A 17,359-nucleotide genomic window follows, 5' to 3' on the forward strand; every position below is an offset into this window, starting at 1 on the left:
CGACGAACCAGAGCGAGACGCGTTCGCCGTACAGGTCCTCGGAGGTGTCGTGACAGTACACCTCGGTGTGGATCCGCGGGCCGTCCTCGAAGGTGGGGTTGGTGCCGATGCTGATCGTCGCGCGGTGCACGGCGCCGGTGGCCGGGCGGGTCAACCAGCCGCTGTAGACGGCCGGTTGCGGAACGTCCGAACCGGGGTCGGGGGAGATGTTGGCGGTCGGGAAGCCCAGCCCCCGGCCCCGTCCGGCACCGTGGACGACGGTGCCGGACAGGCAGGTCGGCGAGGTGTCAGGCATGAGGGGACAGCTCGCGGAACTGGCTGGTGTGGAACACCAGCGGCTCCACGCCGGGGAACAGCTCGGTGGTGAGCAGCTCCATCAGGACGATCTCGTGGTCGCCGCCGTCGTACACCGCGCCGACCCGGGCGGTCAGCCACAGCGCGGCGCCCTCGATCAGCACCGCGCCGTCCGCCGTCGCCTGCCAGTCGGTGCCCTCGAAGCGGTCGCCCGCCCGTGAGGCCAGCTGCCGGCAGAGTGAGCCCTGGCCGTGGCTGAGCACGCTCAGCCCCAGCACCGGCAGGTCGGCGAGGCGCGGCCAGGTGGTCGAGGTGCGGGCCACGCTGACCGCGATCATCGGCGGCTCCAGCGAGATCGACACGAACGAGCTCGCGGCGAACCCGTCCGGTGCGCCCTCGCGCAGCGCGCCGATCGCGACCACGCCGGTGGGGTACGCCCCGAAGGCCCGGCGCAGCGCGTCCGCGCTCAAGTCCTCGGCGGTCGTGGGGTGGTGGGCGGGAATGGCCATGGCCGTCGCCGTCCTCTCGTCGCGAATGGCGGGGGTGGGGTGGGGTCAGTGGCGGTACCGGGCGGCCGGGTGGCTGGCCGGCAGCGCCCGGTCGTCGGCGCCGGTCAGGCGCTCGCGCAGCGACTCGCCGTCCTCGTACTCGCCGCGGAACACGCCGCGCTCGCGCAGGATCGGCAGCACCGACTCGACGAACTCGACGGTGGAGTGCGGCTGCACGGGCGGCGAGAGCAGGAAGCCGTCCAGGTCCGCGCCCTCGGCGAGCGCGCAGATCTCGTCGGCGATCTCCTCGGCGGTGCCGACCACCGGGCGGGCGCCGACGCCGTGGGTGTGCCAGTCGGCGAGCACGTCGCCGACGGTCTTGTCCGCGAACCGGGCGACCTGGGTCTGCGACATCTCGGTGGACAGCGCGCTCATCGGGGTGTCCGGCGCGTACGAGGACAGGTCCAGGCCGGTGAACATCGCGTACGAGGCCACGGTGACCTCCGGGCGCTGCGCGTCCAGGATCCGCTGCCAGCGGCGCTCGGCGTCCTGGGTGGTCGCGCCGACCACGCAGGAGAACGCCGACATGATCTTGACCTGGTCGGCGGCGCGGCCGGCCTTCACCGCCTCCTCGCGGATCGCCTTGGTGTGGCCCGCCAGCTGCGCGACGCTGCCGCTGCCGACGAACATGCACTCGCCGTGCCGGCCGCCGACCCGGCGGCCCGCCGGGGACGCGCCGGCCTGGAACAGCACCGGAGTGCCCTGCGGGGAACGGGCCGTGTTGCCGTAGCCGTGCGAGCGGAAGTACGGGCCCTCGTGCTCGACCAGGTGCACCTTCGCCGGGTCGGCGAACCGGCCGGCCTTGTCCTTCTCCAGGGCGTCCGGCTCCCAGGAGCCCTCCCAGTACTTGTAGACCAGGTCGAGGAAGTCCTCGGCCATCGCGTACCGGTCGTCGTGCGCCACCATGTCCATCCCGAACGCCTTCACGGCGGTGTCGGCGGTGCCGGTGGTGACGATGTTCCAGCCCAGTCGGCCGCCGGACAGCTGGTCCAGGGTGGCCAGGCGGCGGGCGAACGCGTACGGCGGCTCCACCAGCACCGAACCGGTCACCACCAGGCCCAGGTCGGTGGTCGAGGCGAGCAGCGCCGAGGCGATCACGAACGGGTCCAGGCGCGGCAGGTCGAGGGTCTCCTCGGTGGCGATCGGCGGGCGCACCCCGTTGATCTCCGACCAGCCCCAGGCGTCCGCCAGGAACAGGAAGTCCAGCTTGGCGTCCTCGCAGAGCTGCGCGACCTCGCGCCAGTAGCCGAGGGTGTCGAACAGGTGGCGGCGGCTTTCGGGGTGGCGCCAGGTGGCGGTGCCGCTCGCGTTGGTCTGGGCGTTCTCGAACAGTCCGAGTTTGAGGCTGCGCATGGGTGTTCTCCGTTGAACTGGGGGTGCCGGGGGAGCCGACTGATCGTCAGGAATCGCTGACGGAAGGCGAGTTGAATCCCGTGCCGCCAAGAACCGAAAACGGTGCGGGAGTTGGTGCTGCGGGTGGTCAGGAGTCGTCGGCGGCGGGGGAGTCGAGCTGCGCCGCGGTCGGCATGGAGGACTGGGCGCCGAGCCCGGTGACGGCCAACGAGGCCGCCCGGACGGCGCGTTCGGCGGCGGAGAGCAGGTCGCCGCCGCGGGCGAGGGAGTCGGCGAGCGCACCGCAGAAGGTGTCGCCGGCGCCGACGGTGTCGACGGCGTCCACCACCGGTGCGGGCAGGTGGACGGCCGGGCGGCCCGGTTGCTTGACCAGCGCTCCGTCCGCGCCGAGCGTCACCACGACGGCCCCGCACGGCAGTTCGGCCTTCTCCAGCAGGTCGCGCGCGCCGTCCGGGCCGGTCGGCCGTGCGACGTCGAGCAGGGTGGCGAGTTCGCCGAGATTGGGGACCAGGACGTCGACCGCCGCCAGCACGTCGGACGCGACCGGCCGGGCCGGCGCCGGGTTGAGGACGACCGTGCCGCCCTGCTCCCGGGCCCGCAGCACCGCGGCGGCGACCACCTCGGGGGCGATCTCGTGCTGCACCAGCAACACCTCGCCCGCGCCCGACAAGTGCTCCGGCAGGTCGGCGACGGTGAGCGCCGCGTTCGCGCCCGGGTTGACCACGATGGTGTTCTCGCCCGCCCGGTCGACGACCACCGAGGCGATCCCGGTGCTGGCGTCCGCGGCCGGGAGCACCGCGGTGACGTCCACGCCCTCGGCGGCCAGCGCCCGCAGGATCGTCTCCGCGTCCGCCCCGACCCGGGCCACCAGCCGGACCCGGGAACCGAGCCGGGCAGCCGCCACGGCCTGGTTGGCGCCCTTGCCGCCGACGCCTTCCACGAAGCGCTCCGCAAGCACGGTCTCGCCAGGTCGCGGCAGGTCCTGAACGGTCAGCACAAGATCGCGGTTGACCGAACCGACGACGGTGATGGACGACATCTGCGCTCCTTGGGAGCTCCTCGGGAGATCGATTTCCCACACTCTGGCCCAGCCCTCGCCGACCGTCAAGTACCCTCGTGCTGCGCATTCCGCCGGCTCGGACATCCCGGCCTGCGGCCGTCCGATCCGAGACCGCGCCGACACCGTTTCGACACCGGACCCGCCTCGGCGCCGCAACCGACACCGCTTACGACAACGCCTTCTGGCACCGTTCCCGACCGGGGAGGACCCCCACGTGACAGCGCCCCGACTCCTCGACGTCGCCGCCGCCGCCGGCGTCTCCCGCGCGACCGCCTCACGCGTCCTGGCCGGCACCCCGCGCAATGTCGACCCCGAACTCGCCCGCCGCGTCGAGGACGCCGCCCGCGAACTCGGCTACCGCACCAACCACTCCGCGAGGGCGCTGCGCACCGGCACCACCGGCACCGTCGGCGTGGTCGTCCCCTCTCTCGCCAACCCCTACTTCGTCCAACTCGCCGACGCCATCGCCCAGCAGGTCCGCGCCGCCGGCGGACAGCTGGTCGTCTCCGACGCCGCGAACTCGGTGGAGATCGAGGCCGAACAGATCGAGACCCTGCTCGGCGGACGGGTCGACGGGCTGGTCGTGGTCCCCGTCTCCGCCGCCGCCTCCGGCCCCGCCGTCCGGGCCGCCGCCAAACGGGCGCCCCTGGTCCTGTTCGACCGCTGGGCGAGCGGCTCCGGGACGGTCGCCGTCACCCTCGACAACGCCGCCGCGATGCGCCTGCTCCTCGACCACCTCGACACCCTCGGCCGCCACCGGATCGCCCTGGTCGCCGCCGACCAGGCGTCCTCCTCCGGCGCGGAACGCCTCGCCGCCTTCACCGAGGCCCGCGGCACCGGCGCCGCCACCGTCCTGCTCCCCAGCTTCACCACCGACGCCGGCCGCACCGCCGCGCGACGGATCGCCGCACAGCGCAACGAGATCGACGCCGTCGTCTGCGGAGCGGACGTCCTCGCCGTCGGCCTGGTCTCCACCCTGCAGCGCTCGGCCGTGTCGGTGCCCGGGGAGATCGCCGTCACCGGCTTCGACGACACCGAGATACTCGAACTCCTCGACCCGCCGATCACCTCCATCCGCCACCCGCTCACCGCGATGGCCGAACGCACCCTGACGCTGCTTCAGGCCCCCGCCAGGGAACGGGCGGAGAGCGTGGAGCGCTTCGCCCCGCAACTGGTCGTCCGGGCCTCGACCGACGCGAACGCCTGACGGCGCGCCGGGCGGGCGCCCGCCCGGTCGAACGGCGGTCACCTCCCCGGCGGGCCGAACACCGGTGGACCCCGATGCGGCCGCCACCCTCGTGCTCGCCCGCCTGCGCGCCGGCCGCCGTCCTCGGCGCGTCCCGGCCCGGGCCGACGTCCCGGATCAGGCGGACGTCCCGGATCAGGTCAGCGGACCGGGGTGGCTGAAGTGGCCGGCCCTGCGGTGGATGCGGTGGGCCTGCTGCCGGAGGCGGGGTGCGCGCGGCGCCTCCGCGGTGGCGGGGCGGGAGAAGAACCACCGCTTGACCCCCTCGATCAGCACGAGGTAGACGACGACCATCGTCACCAGGGCGAGGAAGAAGGCGGGCGGGAGAGCCGTGAATCCCAATGTCGCGGCCACGGGCGAGAACGGGAGCGCGACGCCCAGGGCCACCACGCCGAGCGACGCGGCCAGCAGCGGGATGCTCGGGCGGCTGCGCAGGAACGGGATCCGGTGGGTGCGGATGGCGAAGATCACCAGGGCCTGGGTCGCGAGGGACTCCACGAACCAGCCGGAGCGGAACAGTTCGGGCCCGGCGTGGAAGACGCCGAGCATCACCCAGAAGGTGAGGAAGTCGAAGAGCGAGCTGACCGGGCCGAAGCACAGCATGAAGCGGCGGATGAAGGCGATGTCCCAGTGCGAGGGGGCGTGCAGCTGCTCGTCGTCGACCCGGTCGGTGGGGATGGTGAGCTGGCCGCTGTCGTAGAGGAGGTTGTTGAGCAGGATCTGCGAGGGCAGCATCGGCAGGAACGGCAGCACCAAGGAGGCGCCGGCAGCGCTGAACATGTTGCCGAAGTTGCTGGAGGTGCCCATCAGCACGTACTTGATCGTGTTGGCGAAGATCCGTCGGCCCTCGGCGACGCCCTCGGCGAGCACGCCGAGGTCCTTCTCCAGCAGGACGGCGTCGGCGGCGTCCTTGGCCACGTCGGTGGCGCTGTCCACGGAGACGCCGATGTCGGCGGCGTGCAGGGCCAGCGCGTCGTTGACGCCGTCGCCGAGGAAGCCCACGGCCCGGCCGCTGCCGCGCAGGGCGCGCACGACGCGGGCCTTGTCGTCCGGGGAGACCCGGGCGAAGACGGTGGCCCCGGCGGCGGCGTCGGCCAGTTGCTCGTCGCTCATGGCGGAGACCTCCCGGCCGGTGAGGGTGGTCCCGGCGGGCAGCCCGAGGTCGGCGCACACCTTCTCGGCCACCACCGGATTGTCGCCGGTGCAGATCTTGACGGTGATGCCGAGGTCGGCGAGCCGGCGCAGCGACTCGGCGGCGCCCTGTTTGGGCGGGTCGCGGAAGACCAGGAACCCGGCCAGCTCCAGCCCGCTCTCGTCCGGCACCGCGATCGCGTCGAGGCCGCCGGCGTCCTTGGCCGCCACCGCGACGACCCGGTGGCCGGCGGCGAAGAGGCCGGCCAGTACGGGGGCGGCGTCGGCGGGGACGGCGGCACAGCGGGCCAGCACGGCCTCCGGCGCGCCCTTGGTGACGAGCACCCGGGTACCGTCGGGCCGCTGGAGGAGGGCGGAGGAGAGCTGACGCTCGTGGTCGAAGGGAAGGCCGGCCAGCCGCAGGTGCCCGGCCGTCAACCCGGCGGCACCGGGGGCCTGCCAGAGAGCGGTGTCCAGGGGGTTGTCGCCCAGGTGGTCGCCGTCCAGGTCCCCTTCGGTGGCGAGCAGCCCGAGCAGCAGCACGTCCTCCCCGGCGGCGCCGGCGGGGTCGAGGGCGCTCTCGAAGGTGATCCGGCCCTCGGTGAGGGTGCCGGTCTTGTCGGTCACCAGGATGTCCATGTCGCCGAGGTCCTCGATGCACACCAGGCGCTTGACCAGGACCTTGCGGCGGGCGAGGCGGCGGGAGCCCGCTGCCAGGCTGGTGCTGACCACGGCGGGCAGCAGCTGCGGGGTGATCCCGACGGCGATGGCCAGCGAGAACAACAGCGCGTCCAGCAGCGGCCGGTGCAGCACCGTGTTGATCACGAAGATGCCGGTGGTGAGGACGGCGGCGACCTGGAGCAGCAGCACCGAGAATCGGCGCAGGCCGACCTGGAACGCGGTCTCCGGCTGCCGGTCCCCGAGACCGAGCGCGATCCGGCCGAACTCGGCGCGCCCGCCGGTGGCGACGACCACCCCGGTGCCGCTGCCCGCGTGCACCACCGTGCCCATCAGCGCGCAGCACGACAGTTCCGCCAGCTCCGGTTCGCCGTCCACCGCTGCCAGGTCCTTGTCCACCGGGGCGGATTCGCCGGTGAGGATGCTCTCGTCGCACTGGAGGCCGGTGCGCTCCAGGACCCGCACGTCGGCGGGCACGATCCGGCCGAGGGCCAGCCGCACCACGTCGCCGGGGACCAGGCCGGTGACGTCCACCTCCTGCTCGTGGCCGTCGCGCAGCACCACGGCGGTGCGCCGCACCTGCGAGTGCAGGGCCTGCGCGGCCCGCTCGGCCCGGTACTCGTTGGCGAAGCCGAGGGCGACGCTCAGCAGCAGGATCACGCCGATGATCACCGCGTCGGTGCGCTCGCCGAAGAAGAACGACACCACCGCGGCGGCCAGCAGCAGGAGCAGCAGGGCGCTGCGCAGCTGGCGGCCGAGCACCGCCAGGGCCCGCACCCGGTGGGTGCGGACCGCGTTGGGGCCGACGGCGGCGAGCCGCCGCCCGGCCTCCGCGCCGGACAGCCCGGCGCGGGTGCTGTCCAGGCGGGCGAGCACCTGGGCGGCGTCCTGCGTGGCGGCCTGGCGGGCGGGCATCCCGGCGGCGGCGTCCTGCTGCTCGACAACCGGACGCACCGGGTCCGGCCGGGTGAGGGTCCGGTGCATCGGCTGGAACTCCTGTCGGTCAGGGGTACGGGTCACCGACCGGCGGCCGGCACGTCGGCGTGCTCGGCGCGGGCGGTGTCCTGGGGCGCGGTGTCGTGGGCGGTGTCCTGGTGCGCGGTGTCCCGGACGACGACGACCGGGCAGGTGGCGTGGTGGACGCAGTGCTGGCCGACCGAGCCGAGCAGCGCCCCGGTGAAGCCCCCGTGGCCGCGGCTGCCGATGACCAGGAGTTCGGCGCCCTCGGCGGCGTCCAGCAGGACGCGGGCCGCGTTGCCGCGTTCCACCCGGCGGCCGATCTCGACCGGGTGGGCCGGGTCGCCCTCCTCCTCGACGACCTGGGCGAGCGTCTGCTCGGCCGCCGTGCTGAAGTCCGCGTCGCTCAGCGGCATTTCCCAGCCGTAGACGGCCGGATACTCCCAGGTGGTCACCGCTTCCACGGTGGCACCCGTCAGAGCCGCCTGGCGTACGGCCCAGCGCAGCGCGGACCGGGACGACTCCGAGCCGTCCACCCCCACCACGATGCGCCGCTCGGCCGTGCTGCCGGTCCCGTTCATGCCGTTGTCCTTCCGATCGATGGGTTGTCGGGTTGCGCGGTGCGGTTCGGGCGCGCAGGTCGCCGGGCTGCACCGGCCGGTCGCCGCGGGCGGCGTGGATGTCGGTGCGGCACAGGTCCATCACACCGCCCGCGCCCGCCGTCCACAGGGGTCGAGCGGGGCATGCGCGGCGGGCAGAAGGTCCCCGGCCGCTCCGGGCCGCTGGTCACCGGCGCTGCGCCGCGTCGTGCGGGACGACCGCCACCGGGCCGTGGGCGTGGTGGACGACCGCGTGTGCCAGGTGTCCCAGGTGCGGCGCGGCCAGCGGATGCGCGGGGGCGCGCCGGCCCAGGACCACCAGGGCCGCGCCGCGCGACGCCTCCAGCAGTGCCCGGGACGCGCCCCAGCCGGTCACCTCCGCCACCGTGCGCACCTCGGGGAACTTCTCCTGCCAGGGGGCCAGCGCGTCCTGCAAGCGGACCGTCTTCGCCTCCACCAGCGACCGCCGGACCTCCGCCGGCCCGATCGGGGCGTCGGTCCGCAGCGGCCCGTGCGATTCGGCCCCGCCCTCCAGGGCCCGCAGTACGGCCCCGCGCCGGGCGGCCTCCTCGAAGGCGAACCCGAGGACGGCGCCGGACGGCCGCTCGCCGCTCGCACCGACCACGACCTCGCCGGAGCCGTCCGGGTCCGCGGCGCCTTCCGGCACCAGGACGACCGGGCACCGCGCCTCCGCGGCCGTGCGCAGCGCGACGGAACCGAGGAGCCGCCCGGCGAGCCGGCCCGAACCCCGGGAACCGAGCACCAGCAGCCACTGCTTCTCACCGGCGGCGGCCAGCACGGACCACGGCTCACCGGGGATCGCCTCGCACGAGACGTCCAGCCCCGGCAGGGCGTGCACGAGCTCGGCCCGGAGCGTCGTCGCGAACTCCGGCAGTCGGTGCCCGGCCGGTTCACGGTGCCCGAAGGCGCTGCCCGACGGTGACACCACGGTCACCAGCCGGAGGGCGACGCCGCGCCGGAGCGCGTCGGCCGCCGCCCAGCGGGCCGCTGCGGCGCTCTCGGCCGAGCCGTCGACGCCGGCCACGACGGAATCGCACATGGGTGGACCTCCAGGGGGTGCGGATGGTCCGGGCGGCGGTTCGCCCGGCCTCGTGCTCCCAACAGCGTCGCCGCAGCCCCGGCCGTCCGGACAGAGGTCGGAAGTCTCCGGCCGGTTCCGAAGGTCCCGCAGGCCGTCGCCCATCCGGGACGGCCTCGCCGGACGGCCCGCACCGGTTGTCCCGACCGGCCGGGACCATGGGCCCGGACCATGGGCCGGGCAGGCCCTCGCCCCGGAGAGCGCGCCCCGGCCAGGATGGCTGCAGGCCCCCGGCGACCGCGCCCGGGGCCGCCCCGAGCAACGGAGAGCAGGGACACCGCCATGGGCACGTTCGTTCTGGCCGGCACCGACGGTTCGGCCGAGAGCACCGCCGCAGCGCACTGGGCGGCCGACGAGGCGCTGCGCCGCGGCCTCGCCCTGCGCCTCGTCCACGCCTGGACCTGGGAGGACGACCTGCACGCCGATCCCAGCCAGCCGGCGTCCGTGCGCACCCTGGCGGAGCGCATGCTGGCCGACACCGCGAAGCAGGTGCGCGACGCCCATCCCGGGCTGGAGCTGCACACCGGCCTGCTGACCGGCGGCGAGCCCGCCGCCGACCTGGTCGCCGCCGCGGCCGACGCGGAGCTGCTCGCCGTCGGTTCGCTGGGCTTGGGCCGCTTCGAGGGCCTGCTGGTGGGGTCGATAGGCCTCGACGTCGCGGCGCGCTGCGAGGTGCCGGTCGTGCTGGTGCGGGCCGCGCAGCCGAAGCCGGGCGAGGCCCCCGGCGAGGTGGTCGTCGGGATCGACACCCGTGCCCCGGCGGACGCCGTCGTCGATTTCGCCTTCCGCGCGGCCGAGGCCCGCGGCGCGGTGCTGCGCGTGGTTCACGGCTGGACTCCGCCCCCGGTCTGGGGCTACGCGGGCTGGGTGGCGCCGGAGACCGAGGCCGAGCAGTTCCGCGTCCTTGAGGCGGAGCTGCTCACCCAGGGGCTCGGCGCGTGGCGGGCCAAGTACCCGCAGGTCACGGTGGTCGAGGACAGCCGGATCGGCAGCGGTGCCGGGGCGGTGGTGGACGCTTCCGCCGGCGCCGCCCTGGTGGTGGTCGGCCGCCGCCGCCACCGCCTGGGCCGGGTCGCCCACGCGGTCAGCCACCACGCCAAGTCGCCGGTCGCCATCGTCCCGCACGACTGACCCGACGCACCTGCCCGCCGGTCACCACCGTGCCTTGGATCCGGAGCCGGGCCGGCCTGACGGCACGTCAAACGGACCGGCGGCCGGGCGAACAGCGCGAGCACCGGTGAACCGGCCGGGGGCGGTCCGGCAGGTTGGCAGGACGCCCGGCAGTTCGGCATGACGTCCGAGGACTTCGCCGAGCTGCTCGGTGACCGGATCCCCGCCCGCAGGGCGCTGTCGGCCGTCACTACCGCGCCCCGCCCGCATCCGCGCCGGCACCCGGAACCGGTCGGGCCCCGAACCGGTGACTTGAGTACCCGTACTCAAGCGAGTGCTGTCAGTGCCGGATGAGACTGTTCGGGCACGTCGGGACTTCGGGGCCCGGTGGTGACGGAGGGGAGAAACAGATGAGGCGCGCGACTTTCGCCTGGGTGGCCGCAGCGGCGGCCGTCGTGGTGGCGGCGGGGCCGGCTGTCGTGGTGGCGGCGGGGCCGGCGATGGCCGGGCAGAGCGGGGAACCCGAGTACGGCACGCCCGGGACGGGGGAGATCCTGCCGCACCCCGGGCCGGACGGATTCATCTGGATCCCGGACTGGATCGGCAACGGCGGCGCGGTCGGCGCCGGCCTCAACATGTCCGGCCCGCCCGTCACCGTCACGGTCGGCTGCCAGGGCGGCAGCGGCGGAGCGGGCGAGGTGCACGTCAGCTTCGGCGGCGGCACCACCCCGGTCGAGTTCACCGTGGCCTGCCCGGCCGACACCATCGGCCGCGGCTCCGCCGTGGTGCCAGTCGACCGGATCTCCTCGCTCAGCGTCGGCGTGGAGACCTCGGCCCCCGACGTGCACTGGGGCCTGACGATCACCCAGCCGGATTCCTGACCGTTCCGTTCGCCGGGCCGTGCCGAGACGCTTCTCGGCGCGGCCCGGCGAACTGCGTCACGGCAGGGGCCGGCCGGCCGCCTCGGCGGCGTCGGGGTCCTCGGACTCCCAGATCCCGGAGCCGTCGGTGTACACCAGGTGCTCCTCCAACTCGCCCGCCGGCGGCACCTCTTCCGTTCCCGCCAGGAACACCGTGACGTCATCCACCGCTTCGGGGGCGGGAGTTGCGGGCCCCGCCGACAGCAGGGCGAGTGCGCCGTCCGCGTGGGCGACCAGCAGGTCGCCGCTCGCGGTGGCGGTCAGCGCGGAGATCGGGGCGCCGGCCGGGGACGGGTGCTCGACGGTCTCCCGCGTCTCGACGTCGAGTTCGAGCAGTGAGCCGGTCGGGGTGCCGATCCACAGCACACCGGGCCGGACGCCCCAGGCGAGGTTCTCGTCCGGCCACCGCTGCGCGTCGTCCTCGGCGAGCGTCCTCGTCAGGACCCTCCGCAGGGAGGGGAAGGCGAAGACGTCCAGCGAGTCGACGTACGCGTTGCCGCGGACGGCGAGGTGCCGGCCGTCGGCGCTGAACAGCGGAGTGCCGTAGCCGTCGGCGGCCAGGACCAGCGCGTGCCGCAACTGCCGCATCGCCGCCGGGGGTTCGGCCCTGGGCCGGGCGAACAGGCAGAAGGTGGCGGACTGGTCGCTGACCAGGGTGGCGACCAGCTCGCCGGACGGGTGGACGGCGACACCCGTGTCCCAGTAGGGGGCCGGGACGGCGCTGCCGGTGGCGAGGTCGAGCGCGTCCGAGGAATCGCCGGACGGCTTCGCCCACAGGGTGCGGCCGTCGGGGCTGAACGCCAGATGGAGGTAAGCGGCCGAGACCTGCTCGGGCGCCGCCGGGCCGTCAGGCGTCCACCGCGTCAAGGTGTCGCCGTCGGCGACGACCAGCAGCGGCTGCTCCGGGTGCCACGCCACCGGCGGAGCAGTCTCGGAGCGCCACCACTCGGCGGGGTCCGGCTCCCGGGCCGGCCCCAGGTCGACGGGCGCGAGCTCGCGCAGCCGCCCGTCGCCGCAGTCCCAGACCCGGACCAGCCGGCTCTTCGCCGCGGTGCCGGCCACCAGCGGGAGCCGGGGGTGGCGGACGAGCTGTTCGACGGGGTACTGGGAGTCGGCCGACAGGCGGGCCAGCACGGCGAGTTCGGTCATGGCGGCACCGTAGCGGCGGGGTGTGACGACGTCAGGTGAGGGCGCAGGGCGGACGTGCCGTCCTGACGGACCGGCGTCAATGCGGGGCCAGCACGCAGAACTCGTTGCCCTCGGGGTCGGCGAGCACCGTCCACGGCACGTCGCCCTGGCCGACGTCGAGATCGGTCGCGCCGAGGGCCCGGAGGCGGGCGACCTCCGTGGACTGGTCGTCGCCGGGCTGGGGCAGCAGGTCGAGGTGGAGGCGGTCGGAGGCCGTGCGGGCGTCGGTGGAGCGGAGGAACTCCAGGTAGGGGCCGGTACCGGCGGGGGAGCGCAGGGTCGCCTGGTCGTCGGCGACCTCGTGGACCGTCCAGCCGATCGCCTCGCCCCAGAAGCGGGCCATCCCCCGGGGGTCGGCGCAGTCCACCACGATCGCGGCGACCGGGCCGGTGTCCCGATAGATCTCACGGGGCTCCAGCACGCAGAACTCGTTGCCCTCGGGGTCGGCGAGCACCGTCCACGGCACCTCGCCCTGCCCCAGGTCGACGGGCGCCGCGCCGAGCGCCAGCAGGTGGGCGACCAGTTCCGCCTGGTGGGCGGGGGAGGTGCTGGCGAGGTCGAGGTGCATGCGGTTCTTGGCCGGTCCCTTGCCCTCCGGGACGGGCACCAGGTCGAGGCCGACGGCGACCGGGTCCGGCCAGACCAGTTCGCCGGGCGGGGCGACGTACGTGGTGACGCCCGGATGGTGGGCGGTCCAGCCGAGCGCCTGCGCCCAGAACCGGCCGACCGCCACCGGGTCGAGAGCCTTGATGATCACATGAGCGGGTCGCAGCGCCATGTCGGCGATCCTATGCACCGCGACCCGCCACCCGGGCCGACCAGGCCGTACGGGCCGCGCCCGTACGGCCTGCGGCGGCCACCGCCCTGCCGTCACCCCTGGTGGCCGCGGTCACCCGCCCCGACACCGAACCGGTCGGCGTCGCGCGTCCAGGTCATCGACGGGGACGCGAATCGACCGGCGCGGTGTCAGGTCGCCCGAACGCCCCGGGCCCGGTTGAGGGCGGCCTGGAGCTGCAGCCAGGTCGGATCGCCGGAGGAGGTTCCGGTCACCATGGCGAGGTCGGCGCCGGTCCAGGTGCGAGTGCCGTCGGTGGTGGCGAGGTGCCCCTCCAGGTCGTCCTCCTGCGGCACCTCCTCCGTTCCCGCGGGGAACCAGCGGTTCTACGGCAGGGCCGAGAATGCCCCGCCCGGGTCGGTCCCGGACGGGCGAGGGGGTTCTGCTTCGCGGTGCGGTGGTGCGGGACGGCCCAGCGGTCACGCGACCGGAACCGGGTGAGCCCGTCGGTCCGCGGTCGGCAGTCGTTCGGCGTACGGGGGGAGTGGCGGACCGCGTAGCAGGCTCCGACGAGGATCTGCCAACGGGGCCGGACAGGCGGGGTCAGGCTCGGACGAGTTCGGCAGCGCGCTGCCCCAGGTCCGCGGCGCCCGGGATGCCGCGTCGGGCCCAACTGGTCATTGTGGTACGGACTTTGTGAAGGTGCTTCTTGTGTCGGTCCGAGGCGACTCCGTCCATGAAATCCAGGGACTGACCCCAAATCCCCACAGCCTCGTCGTGGCGGCGCTGGGCAGCGACGGACCGCGCCAGGTTCCCGAGCGTCAGGGCGTGAATGCGCCGGAACGCCTCGGGGTCACGACCGGCGAGAGCGGTGCGGTGGTGGCGTTCGGCCGCCTGGTGGTCTTTCAGCTCGACCAGGGTTTTGGCGGTGTGAGAAGCGACGGTTGCCGCTACCGGCCCGGTGGCGGCCGTGAAAGACGCCGGCGGAGCCCGTGGTGTCCAGCATGGCGTCCTCGGCCGCCAGTAGCGCCGCTGCGGCGCTTCTTGGCGGAGAACCTGCTCCACGAGGGAACGCACCAGTCGATCAGCTTCCACGTCCTTCAGCACCAGGTCTTCGCAGACGGGTACTCGTCCAAGGAGTCCCCGAAGATCGAGATCAAGTGGCGAGCGGGTCAGGGCGTCGCGCGCAACCAGTTCTGGGAGGTGGGCCGGGCCTTCCACGCGACCGGTGTCTACAACCAGCTGCTGAGGTTCCGCCGCACCGAGCTGGACCGCGACGACCTGACCGCCAACGAGCGCGCGTGCTTCCAGGCCGCCTACGACGAGGGCCTTCCCGCTGTCCGCTACCTCATGCGCGAACTCGAACTCCTGAGTGAGAACTTCACCCCGCACGGAGTGGAGCTGCTGGCCGACCTGCGCCGCCAGACCGACCGGCTGTAGTGCCACCCTGAGCAGAACCGAACGAGGAGGGTCCGGTGCTCCAGCACCTCATCACACAGGACGCCGGCCTGCGGATGGTCCCGACCGACCGGGGCAAGTTGACGACTGCGGTTGGCCAACTCCATGAAGATCTAAGGGCCTTGCCCGATGGGGCCGACCCAGCCCGTGTCCGGGTCCTGACCAGATGGATCGGCGTCGGTCAGATGTGCCTGGGTCACCACGAGGAGGCCCTTTCGTTCCTGCGGCAGTCGCTCGACTTGGCCGCAGCGAGCGGCAACACCCGAGCGGTCGTCGCCACCGGGCTCAACCTCGGCGACGCCCACCGCTACGCCGGTGACATGCGGACTGCGGATGCGCTCTACCGCAGCGCCCTGGGCACTGCGCGAAGCCAACACCCGGAACTGGTGGACTTCGCGCTCCAGCACACCGGCAAGTATCTGATGGAGCGCGGTGACCTCGCCGGCGCCGAGGCCCACCTCCGGGAAGCGCTGCGTCTGCGGATCGCCAAGGGGGACACCGAGCTGATCGGGTCCACACGGGCAGCACTCTCGCAGGTGGAGCTGCTGATCGAGCAAGCCGCCGCGCCGGGGGCGGACAACGTCGTGCCCCGTCAGTGGAGCGGCCGGTGGACTTCATGGCTCCAGTCCAACACCACGGCCCGGACCCCGGACCGGTGGGCAGAAGACTTCCCGGCCATCCGGAGCGTCGTGCGCGGGCTGACCGTGCATCAGCGGGTGCGCCCGCGCCACCTGCGCGACCAGCCGTTCCCGGTCGAGCTGATCGCCGCTATGGCGCAGGAGGCTGAGGAGGCCCTGACCGCCGACGGATACCTCCACAACGGCAAGTGGAACGCGGCCGTGGGCGACGCCGCGAACCGCTTCGCCGGGCAAGTGGATCTCGCCGCAGTCGTCGCGGAGTCCACCGGCCTGGAGGTGGAGCAGCCGCACAACGGCGTCTACATCGCCTATCTGGAGGAGGGGCAGTTCCTCGACTTCCACGTGGACGAGTTCGGGTTCGGTGAGGCCAATCTGATCCTGTGTCTCAAGCACGAGCGTCCCGCCGCGGCTTCCACTGTGAGCACTACCGTCTTCATCGGCGCTGACGGCTACCGTGCGTGCGATCTCGCAGCGGGCGAGTGCGTTGTGTTCGATGGGGCGATCACCCCGCACGGAAGGACTCCCCTCGGCGCCGGAGAGCGCGTGGTCCTCATCAGCTTCGGATTCCGTGCGCGTGATGCGGCCAAGCGTTCGGCTGCTCACCTCCCGGCGGCCCCGCGCTGAGTGGGGTGAGCGCCTGCGCTTTGCGTTGACGTTGGCTCGATCTCCCTGAATGCCCCGGGGTGTCACCGTAGGTCAGGGCCTCTGCGGGGAAGTCTTCGTGGCCCGGGGTGCGGGCCAGTGCTGCGAGTTCGGTGATGGCCGCAGGTTAGGGCCCGGAAATGACAGTGGGCAGCCAGGAGCAATCTTGCATGATTTTGCTGCGCTGCGTATATTCATGCTGGGCCTTCAGGAAGGAATGCCATGGTATTGCGAGTTGCCGTCGCCGGAGCGAGCGGGTATGCGGGCGGCGAGGTGCTGCGCCTGCTGCAAGGGCATCCGGAGGTGGAGATCGGGGCGCTGACCGGCGGCTCCAACGCGGGGCAGCGCTTCGGTGCGCTGCAGCCGCACCTGATCGGGCTGGCCGACCGGGTGCTGGAGCCGACGAACCCGCAGACGCTGGCGGGGCACGACATCGTGTTCCTCGGCCTGCCGCACGGCCAGTCCGCCGAGCTCGCCGCCCAGCTCGGCGAGGACGTCCTGGTGGTGGACCTCGGCGCCGACCACCGGCTGAGGTCGGCGGCCGACTGGGAGCAGTTCTACGGCTCCCCGCACGCCGGCACCTGGCCCTACGGCCTGCCCGAACTGCCGGGCCACCGTGACGCGTTGAAGGGCAGCAAGCGGATCGCGGTGCCGGGCTGCTACCCGACGGCCGTGACGCTCGCGATGTTCCCGATGTTCGCCGCGGGCCTGGCCGAGCCGGAGGCCGTGATCACCGCCGCGTCCGGCACCTCCGGCGCGGGCAAGGCCGCCAAGTCGCACCTGCTGGGCAGCGAGGTGATGGGCTCGATGAGCCCGTACGGCGTCGGCGGCGGCCACCGGCACACTCCGGAGATGGCGCAGAACCTGACCCCGCTCGCGGGCGAACCGGTCACCGTCTCCTTCACCCCGACGCTCGCGCCGATGCCGCGCGGCATCCTCGCCACCTGCTCCGCCAAGGCGAAGCCCGGCACCACGGCCGAGAAGCTCAGGGCCGCGTACCAGGAGGCGTACGGCGACGAGCCGTTCGTCCACCTGCTCCCCGAGGGCCAGTGGCCGCACACCTCGTCCGTCTACGGGTCGAACGCGGCCGTGCTGCAGGTGGTGCTGGACGAGCACGCCGGGCGGATCATCGCGATCAGCGCGATCGACAACCTGGTGAAGGGCACCGCCGGCGGCGCGGTGCAGAGCATGAACATCGCCCTCGGCCTCCCCGAGGAGCTCGGCCTCCCGCTGAACGGAGTCGCACCATGACGGACACTCAGAACCTCGGCGTCACCGCGGCGAAGGGCTTCCGCGCGGCGGGCGTCACCGCCGGCCTCAAGGCGTCCGGCGCCTCGGACCTGGCGCTGGTCGTCAACGACGGCCCGCTGCACGCCGCGGCCGGCGTGTTCACCTCCAACCGGGTGCACGCCGCGCCGGTCAAGTGGTCCCGGCAGGTGCTGAAGGACGGCGAGCTGGCCGCCGTCGTCCTCAACTCCGGTGGCGCGAACGCCTGCACCGGCCCCGAGGGCTTCCAGGACACCCACGCCACCGCAGAGAAGGTCGCCGCCGAGCTCGGCGTCGGCGCGATCGAGGTCGCGGTCTGCTCCACCGGCCTGATCGGCGTCCGACTGCCGATGGACAAGCTGCTGCCCGGCATCGAGCAGGCCGCCAAGGCGCTCAG

At 73.7% G+C, this 17,359-nt stretch carries 18 protein-coding genes; 7 read left to right on the forward strand and 11 right to left on the reverse strand.

The window, feature by feature from the left end; translation table 11 throughout:
• From IEZ12_RS38545 to IEZ12_RS17365, 4 genes are all read right to left on the reverse strand, one after another.
• Positions 1–295 (reverse strand): riboflavin kinase (locus IEZ12_RS38545; RefSeq protein ID WP_229847622.1); only part of this gene is annotated, 295 nt, incomplete at its 3' end.
• Entirely contained in the window at positions 288–803 is a 516-nt protein-coding gene (locus tag IEZ12_RS17355; protein ID WP_189272826.1) for a flavin reductase family protein, read from the reverse strand. The genes IEZ12_RS17355 and IEZ12_RS38545, both read right to left, overlap by 8 nt.
• Before the next feature lie 45 nt (positions 804–848).
• Positions 849–2,195, reverse strand: a complete 1,347-nt coding sequence (locus IEZ12_RS17360) for an NtaA/DmoA family FMN-dependent monooxygenase (protein WP_043908672.1) — start codon at positions 2,193–2,195, stop codon at positions 849–851.
• Between the two features lie 127 nt (positions 2,196–2,322).
• Complete coding sequence (locus IEZ12_RS17365; protein WP_189272827.1) at positions 2,323–3,234, reverse strand: ribokinase; 912 nt, start codon at positions 3,232–3,234, stop codon at positions 2,323–2,325.
• 235 nt (positions 3,235–3,469) lie between these two features.
• Between IEZ12_RS17365 and IEZ12_RS17370 the strand changes: the two genes are divergently transcribed.
• Positions 3,470–4,462, forward strand: a complete 993-nt coding sequence (locus tag IEZ12_RS17370) for a LacI family DNA-binding transcriptional regulator (protein WP_189272828.1) — start codon at positions 3,470–3,472, stop codon at positions 4,460–4,462.
• A gap of 174 nt (positions 4,463–4,636) precedes the next feature.
• On the opposite strand, the gene mgtA is transcribed toward IEZ12_RS17370, so the two are convergent.
• The 3 genes from mgtA to IEZ12_RS17385 all read right to left on the reverse strand — a co-directional run bounded on the left by mgtA (position 4,637) and on the right by IEZ12_RS17385 (position 8,926).
• Complete coding sequence (gene mgtA, locus IEZ12_RS17375) at positions 4,637–7,294, reverse strand: magnesium-translocating P-type ATPase (RefSeq protein ID WP_189272829.1); 2,658 nt, start codon at positions 7,292–7,294, stop codon at positions 4,637–4,639.
• A 32-nt stretch (positions 7,295–7,326) separates the two neighbouring features.
• On the reverse strand, positions 7,327–7,848 hold the full coding sequence (locus IEZ12_RS17380; protein WP_189272830.1) for a universal stress protein: 522 nt from the start codon (positions 7,846–7,848) through the stop codon (positions 7,327–7,329).
• A gap of 205 nt (positions 7,849–8,053) precedes the next feature.
• Complete coding sequence (locus tag IEZ12_RS17385; protein ID WP_189272831.1) at positions 8,054–8,926, reverse strand: universal stress protein; 873 nt, start codon at positions 8,924–8,926, stop codon at positions 8,054–8,056.
• A gap of 321 nt (positions 8,927–9,247) precedes the next feature.
• Here IEZ12_RS17385 and IEZ12_RS17390 point away from each other — a divergent pair, with 321 nt between their 5' ends.
• Positions 9,248–10,096, forward strand: coding sequence for a universal stress protein (locus IEZ12_RS17390; protein ID WP_189272832.1), 849 nt, complete (start codon positions 9,248–9,250; stop codon positions 10,094–10,096).
• Between the two features lie 389 nt (positions 10,097–10,485).
• Positions 10,486–10,956 (forward strand): hypothetical protein, encoded by a 471-nt coding sequence (locus tag IEZ12_RS17395; protein WP_189272833.1) that lies wholly within the window; start codon positions 10,486–10,488, stop codon positions 10,954–10,956.
• 57 nt (positions 10,957–11,013) lie between these two features.
• Here IEZ12_RS17395 and IEZ12_RS17400 read toward each other — a convergent pair whose 3' ends face one another.
• The 4 genes from IEZ12_RS17400 to IEZ12_RS40905 all read right to left on the reverse strand — a co-directional run bounded on the left by IEZ12_RS17400 (position 11,014) and on the right by IEZ12_RS40905 (position 14,065).
• On the reverse strand, positions 11,014–12,144 hold the full coding sequence (locus IEZ12_RS17400) for a WD40 repeat domain-containing protein (protein ID WP_189272834.1): 1,131 nt from the start codon (positions 12,142–12,144) through the stop codon (positions 11,014–11,016).
• 76 nt (positions 12,145–12,220) lie between these two features.
• Positions 12,221–12,961 (reverse strand): VOC family protein, encoded by a 741-nt coding sequence (locus IEZ12_RS17405; protein WP_189272835.1) that lies wholly within the window; start codon positions 12,959–12,961, stop codon positions 12,221–12,223.
• Positions 12,962–13,149: 188 nt separating this feature from the next.
• Positions 13,150–13,314 carry a hypothetical protein gene (locus IEZ12_RS17410; RefSeq protein ID WP_189272836.1) on the reverse strand — a complete coding sequence of 55 codons (165 nt, stop codon included), beginning with the start codon at positions 13,312–13,314 and terminating at the stop codon, positions 13,150–13,152.
• A 247-nt stretch (positions 13,315–13,561) separates the two neighbouring features.
• A complete protein-coding gene (locus IEZ12_RS40905; protein WP_505744217.1) occupies positions 13,562–14,065 on the reverse strand; it encodes an NsdA family TPR-like regulatory protein in 504 nt (167 codons plus the stop codon).
• Between IEZ12_RS40905 and IEZ12_RS17415 the strand changes: the two genes are divergently transcribed.
• The 4 genes from IEZ12_RS17415 to IEZ12_RS38550 all read left to right on the forward strand — a co-directional run.
• Positions 14,003–14,398 carry a hypothetical protein gene (locus IEZ12_RS17415; protein WP_189272837.1) on the forward strand — a complete coding sequence of 132 codons (396 nt, stop codon included), beginning with the start codon at positions 14,003–14,005 and terminating at the stop codon, positions 14,396–14,398. The genes IEZ12_RS40905 and IEZ12_RS17415 overlap by 63 nt on opposite strands.
• 35 nt (positions 14,399–14,433) lie before the next feature.
• The gene (locus tag IEZ12_RS17420) at positions 14,434–15,678 is read left to right on the forward strand and encodes a tetratricopeptide repeat protein (protein WP_189272838.1); all 1,245 of its coding nucleotides are present in this window, start codon (positions 14,434–14,436) and stop codon (positions 15,676–15,678) included.
• Positions 15,679–15,918: 240 nt separating this feature from the next.
• Positions 15,919–16,947 (forward strand): N-acetyl-gamma-glutamyl-phosphate reductase, encoded by a 1,029-nt coding sequence (gene argC, locus IEZ12_RS17425; protein ID WP_189272839.1) that lies wholly within the window; start codon positions 15,919–15,921, stop codon positions 16,945–16,947.
• Positions 16,944–17,359 (forward strand): bifunctional ornithine acetyltransferase/N-acetylglutamate synthase (locus IEZ12_RS38550; RefSeq protein ID WP_229847623.1); only part of this gene is annotated, 416 nt, incomplete at its 3' end. The genes argC and IEZ12_RS38550, both read left to right, overlap by 4 nt.

Origin of the sequence: Kitasatospora griseola (assembly GCF_014648555.1) — a bacterium.
Classification (GTDB): domain Bacteria; phylum Actinomycetota; class Actinomycetes; order Streptomycetales; family Streptomycetaceae; genus Kitasatospora; species Kitasatospora griseola.

Excerpts from the sequence above, each read along its gene's own strand:
- IEZ12_RS17355 (WP_189272826.1), bottom strand. The coding sequence starts at position 803 with ATGGCCATTCCCGCCCACCACCCCACGACCGCCGAGGACTTGAGCGCG.
- IEZ12_RS17360 (WP_043908672.1), bottom strand. The coding sequence starts at position 2,195 with ATGCGCAGCCTCAAACTCGGACTGTTCGAGAACGCCCAGACCAACGCG.
- IEZ12_RS17365 (WP_189272827.1), bottom strand. The coding sequence starts at position 3,234 with ATGTCGTCCATCACCGTCGTCGGTTCGGTCAACCGCGATCTTGTGCTG.
- mgtA (WP_189272829.1), bottom strand. The coding sequence starts at position 7,294 with ATGCACCGGACCCTCACCCGGCCGGACCCGGTGCGTCCGGTTGTCGAG.
- IEZ12_RS17380 (WP_189272830.1), bottom strand. The coding sequence starts at position 7,848 with ATGAACGGGACCGGCAGCACGGCCGAGCGGCGCATCGTGGTGGGGGTG.
- IEZ12_RS17385 (WP_189272831.1), bottom strand. The coding sequence starts at position 8,926 with ATGTGCGATTCCGTCGTGGCCGGCGTCGACGGCTCGGCCGAGAGCGCC.
- IEZ12_RS17390 (WP_189272832.1), top strand. The coding sequence starts at position 9,248 with ATGGGCACGTTCGTTCTGGCCGGCACCGACGGTTCGGCCGAGAGCACC.
- IEZ12_RS17395 (WP_189272833.1), top strand. The coding sequence starts at position 10,486 with ATGAGGCGCGCGACTTTCGCCTGGGTGGCCGCAGCGGCGGCCGTCGTG.
- IEZ12_RS17400 (WP_189272834.1), bottom strand. The coding sequence starts at position 12,144 with ATGACCGAACTCGCCGTGCTGGCCCGCCTGTCGGCCGACTCCCAGTAC.
- IEZ12_RS17405 (WP_189272835.1), bottom strand. The coding sequence starts at position 12,961 with ATGGCGCTGCGACCCGCTCATGTGATCATCAAGGCTCTCGACCCGGTG.
- argC (WP_189272839.1), top strand. The coding sequence starts at position 15,919 with ATGGTATTGCGAGTTGCCGTCGCCGGAGCGAGCGGGTATGCGGGCGGC.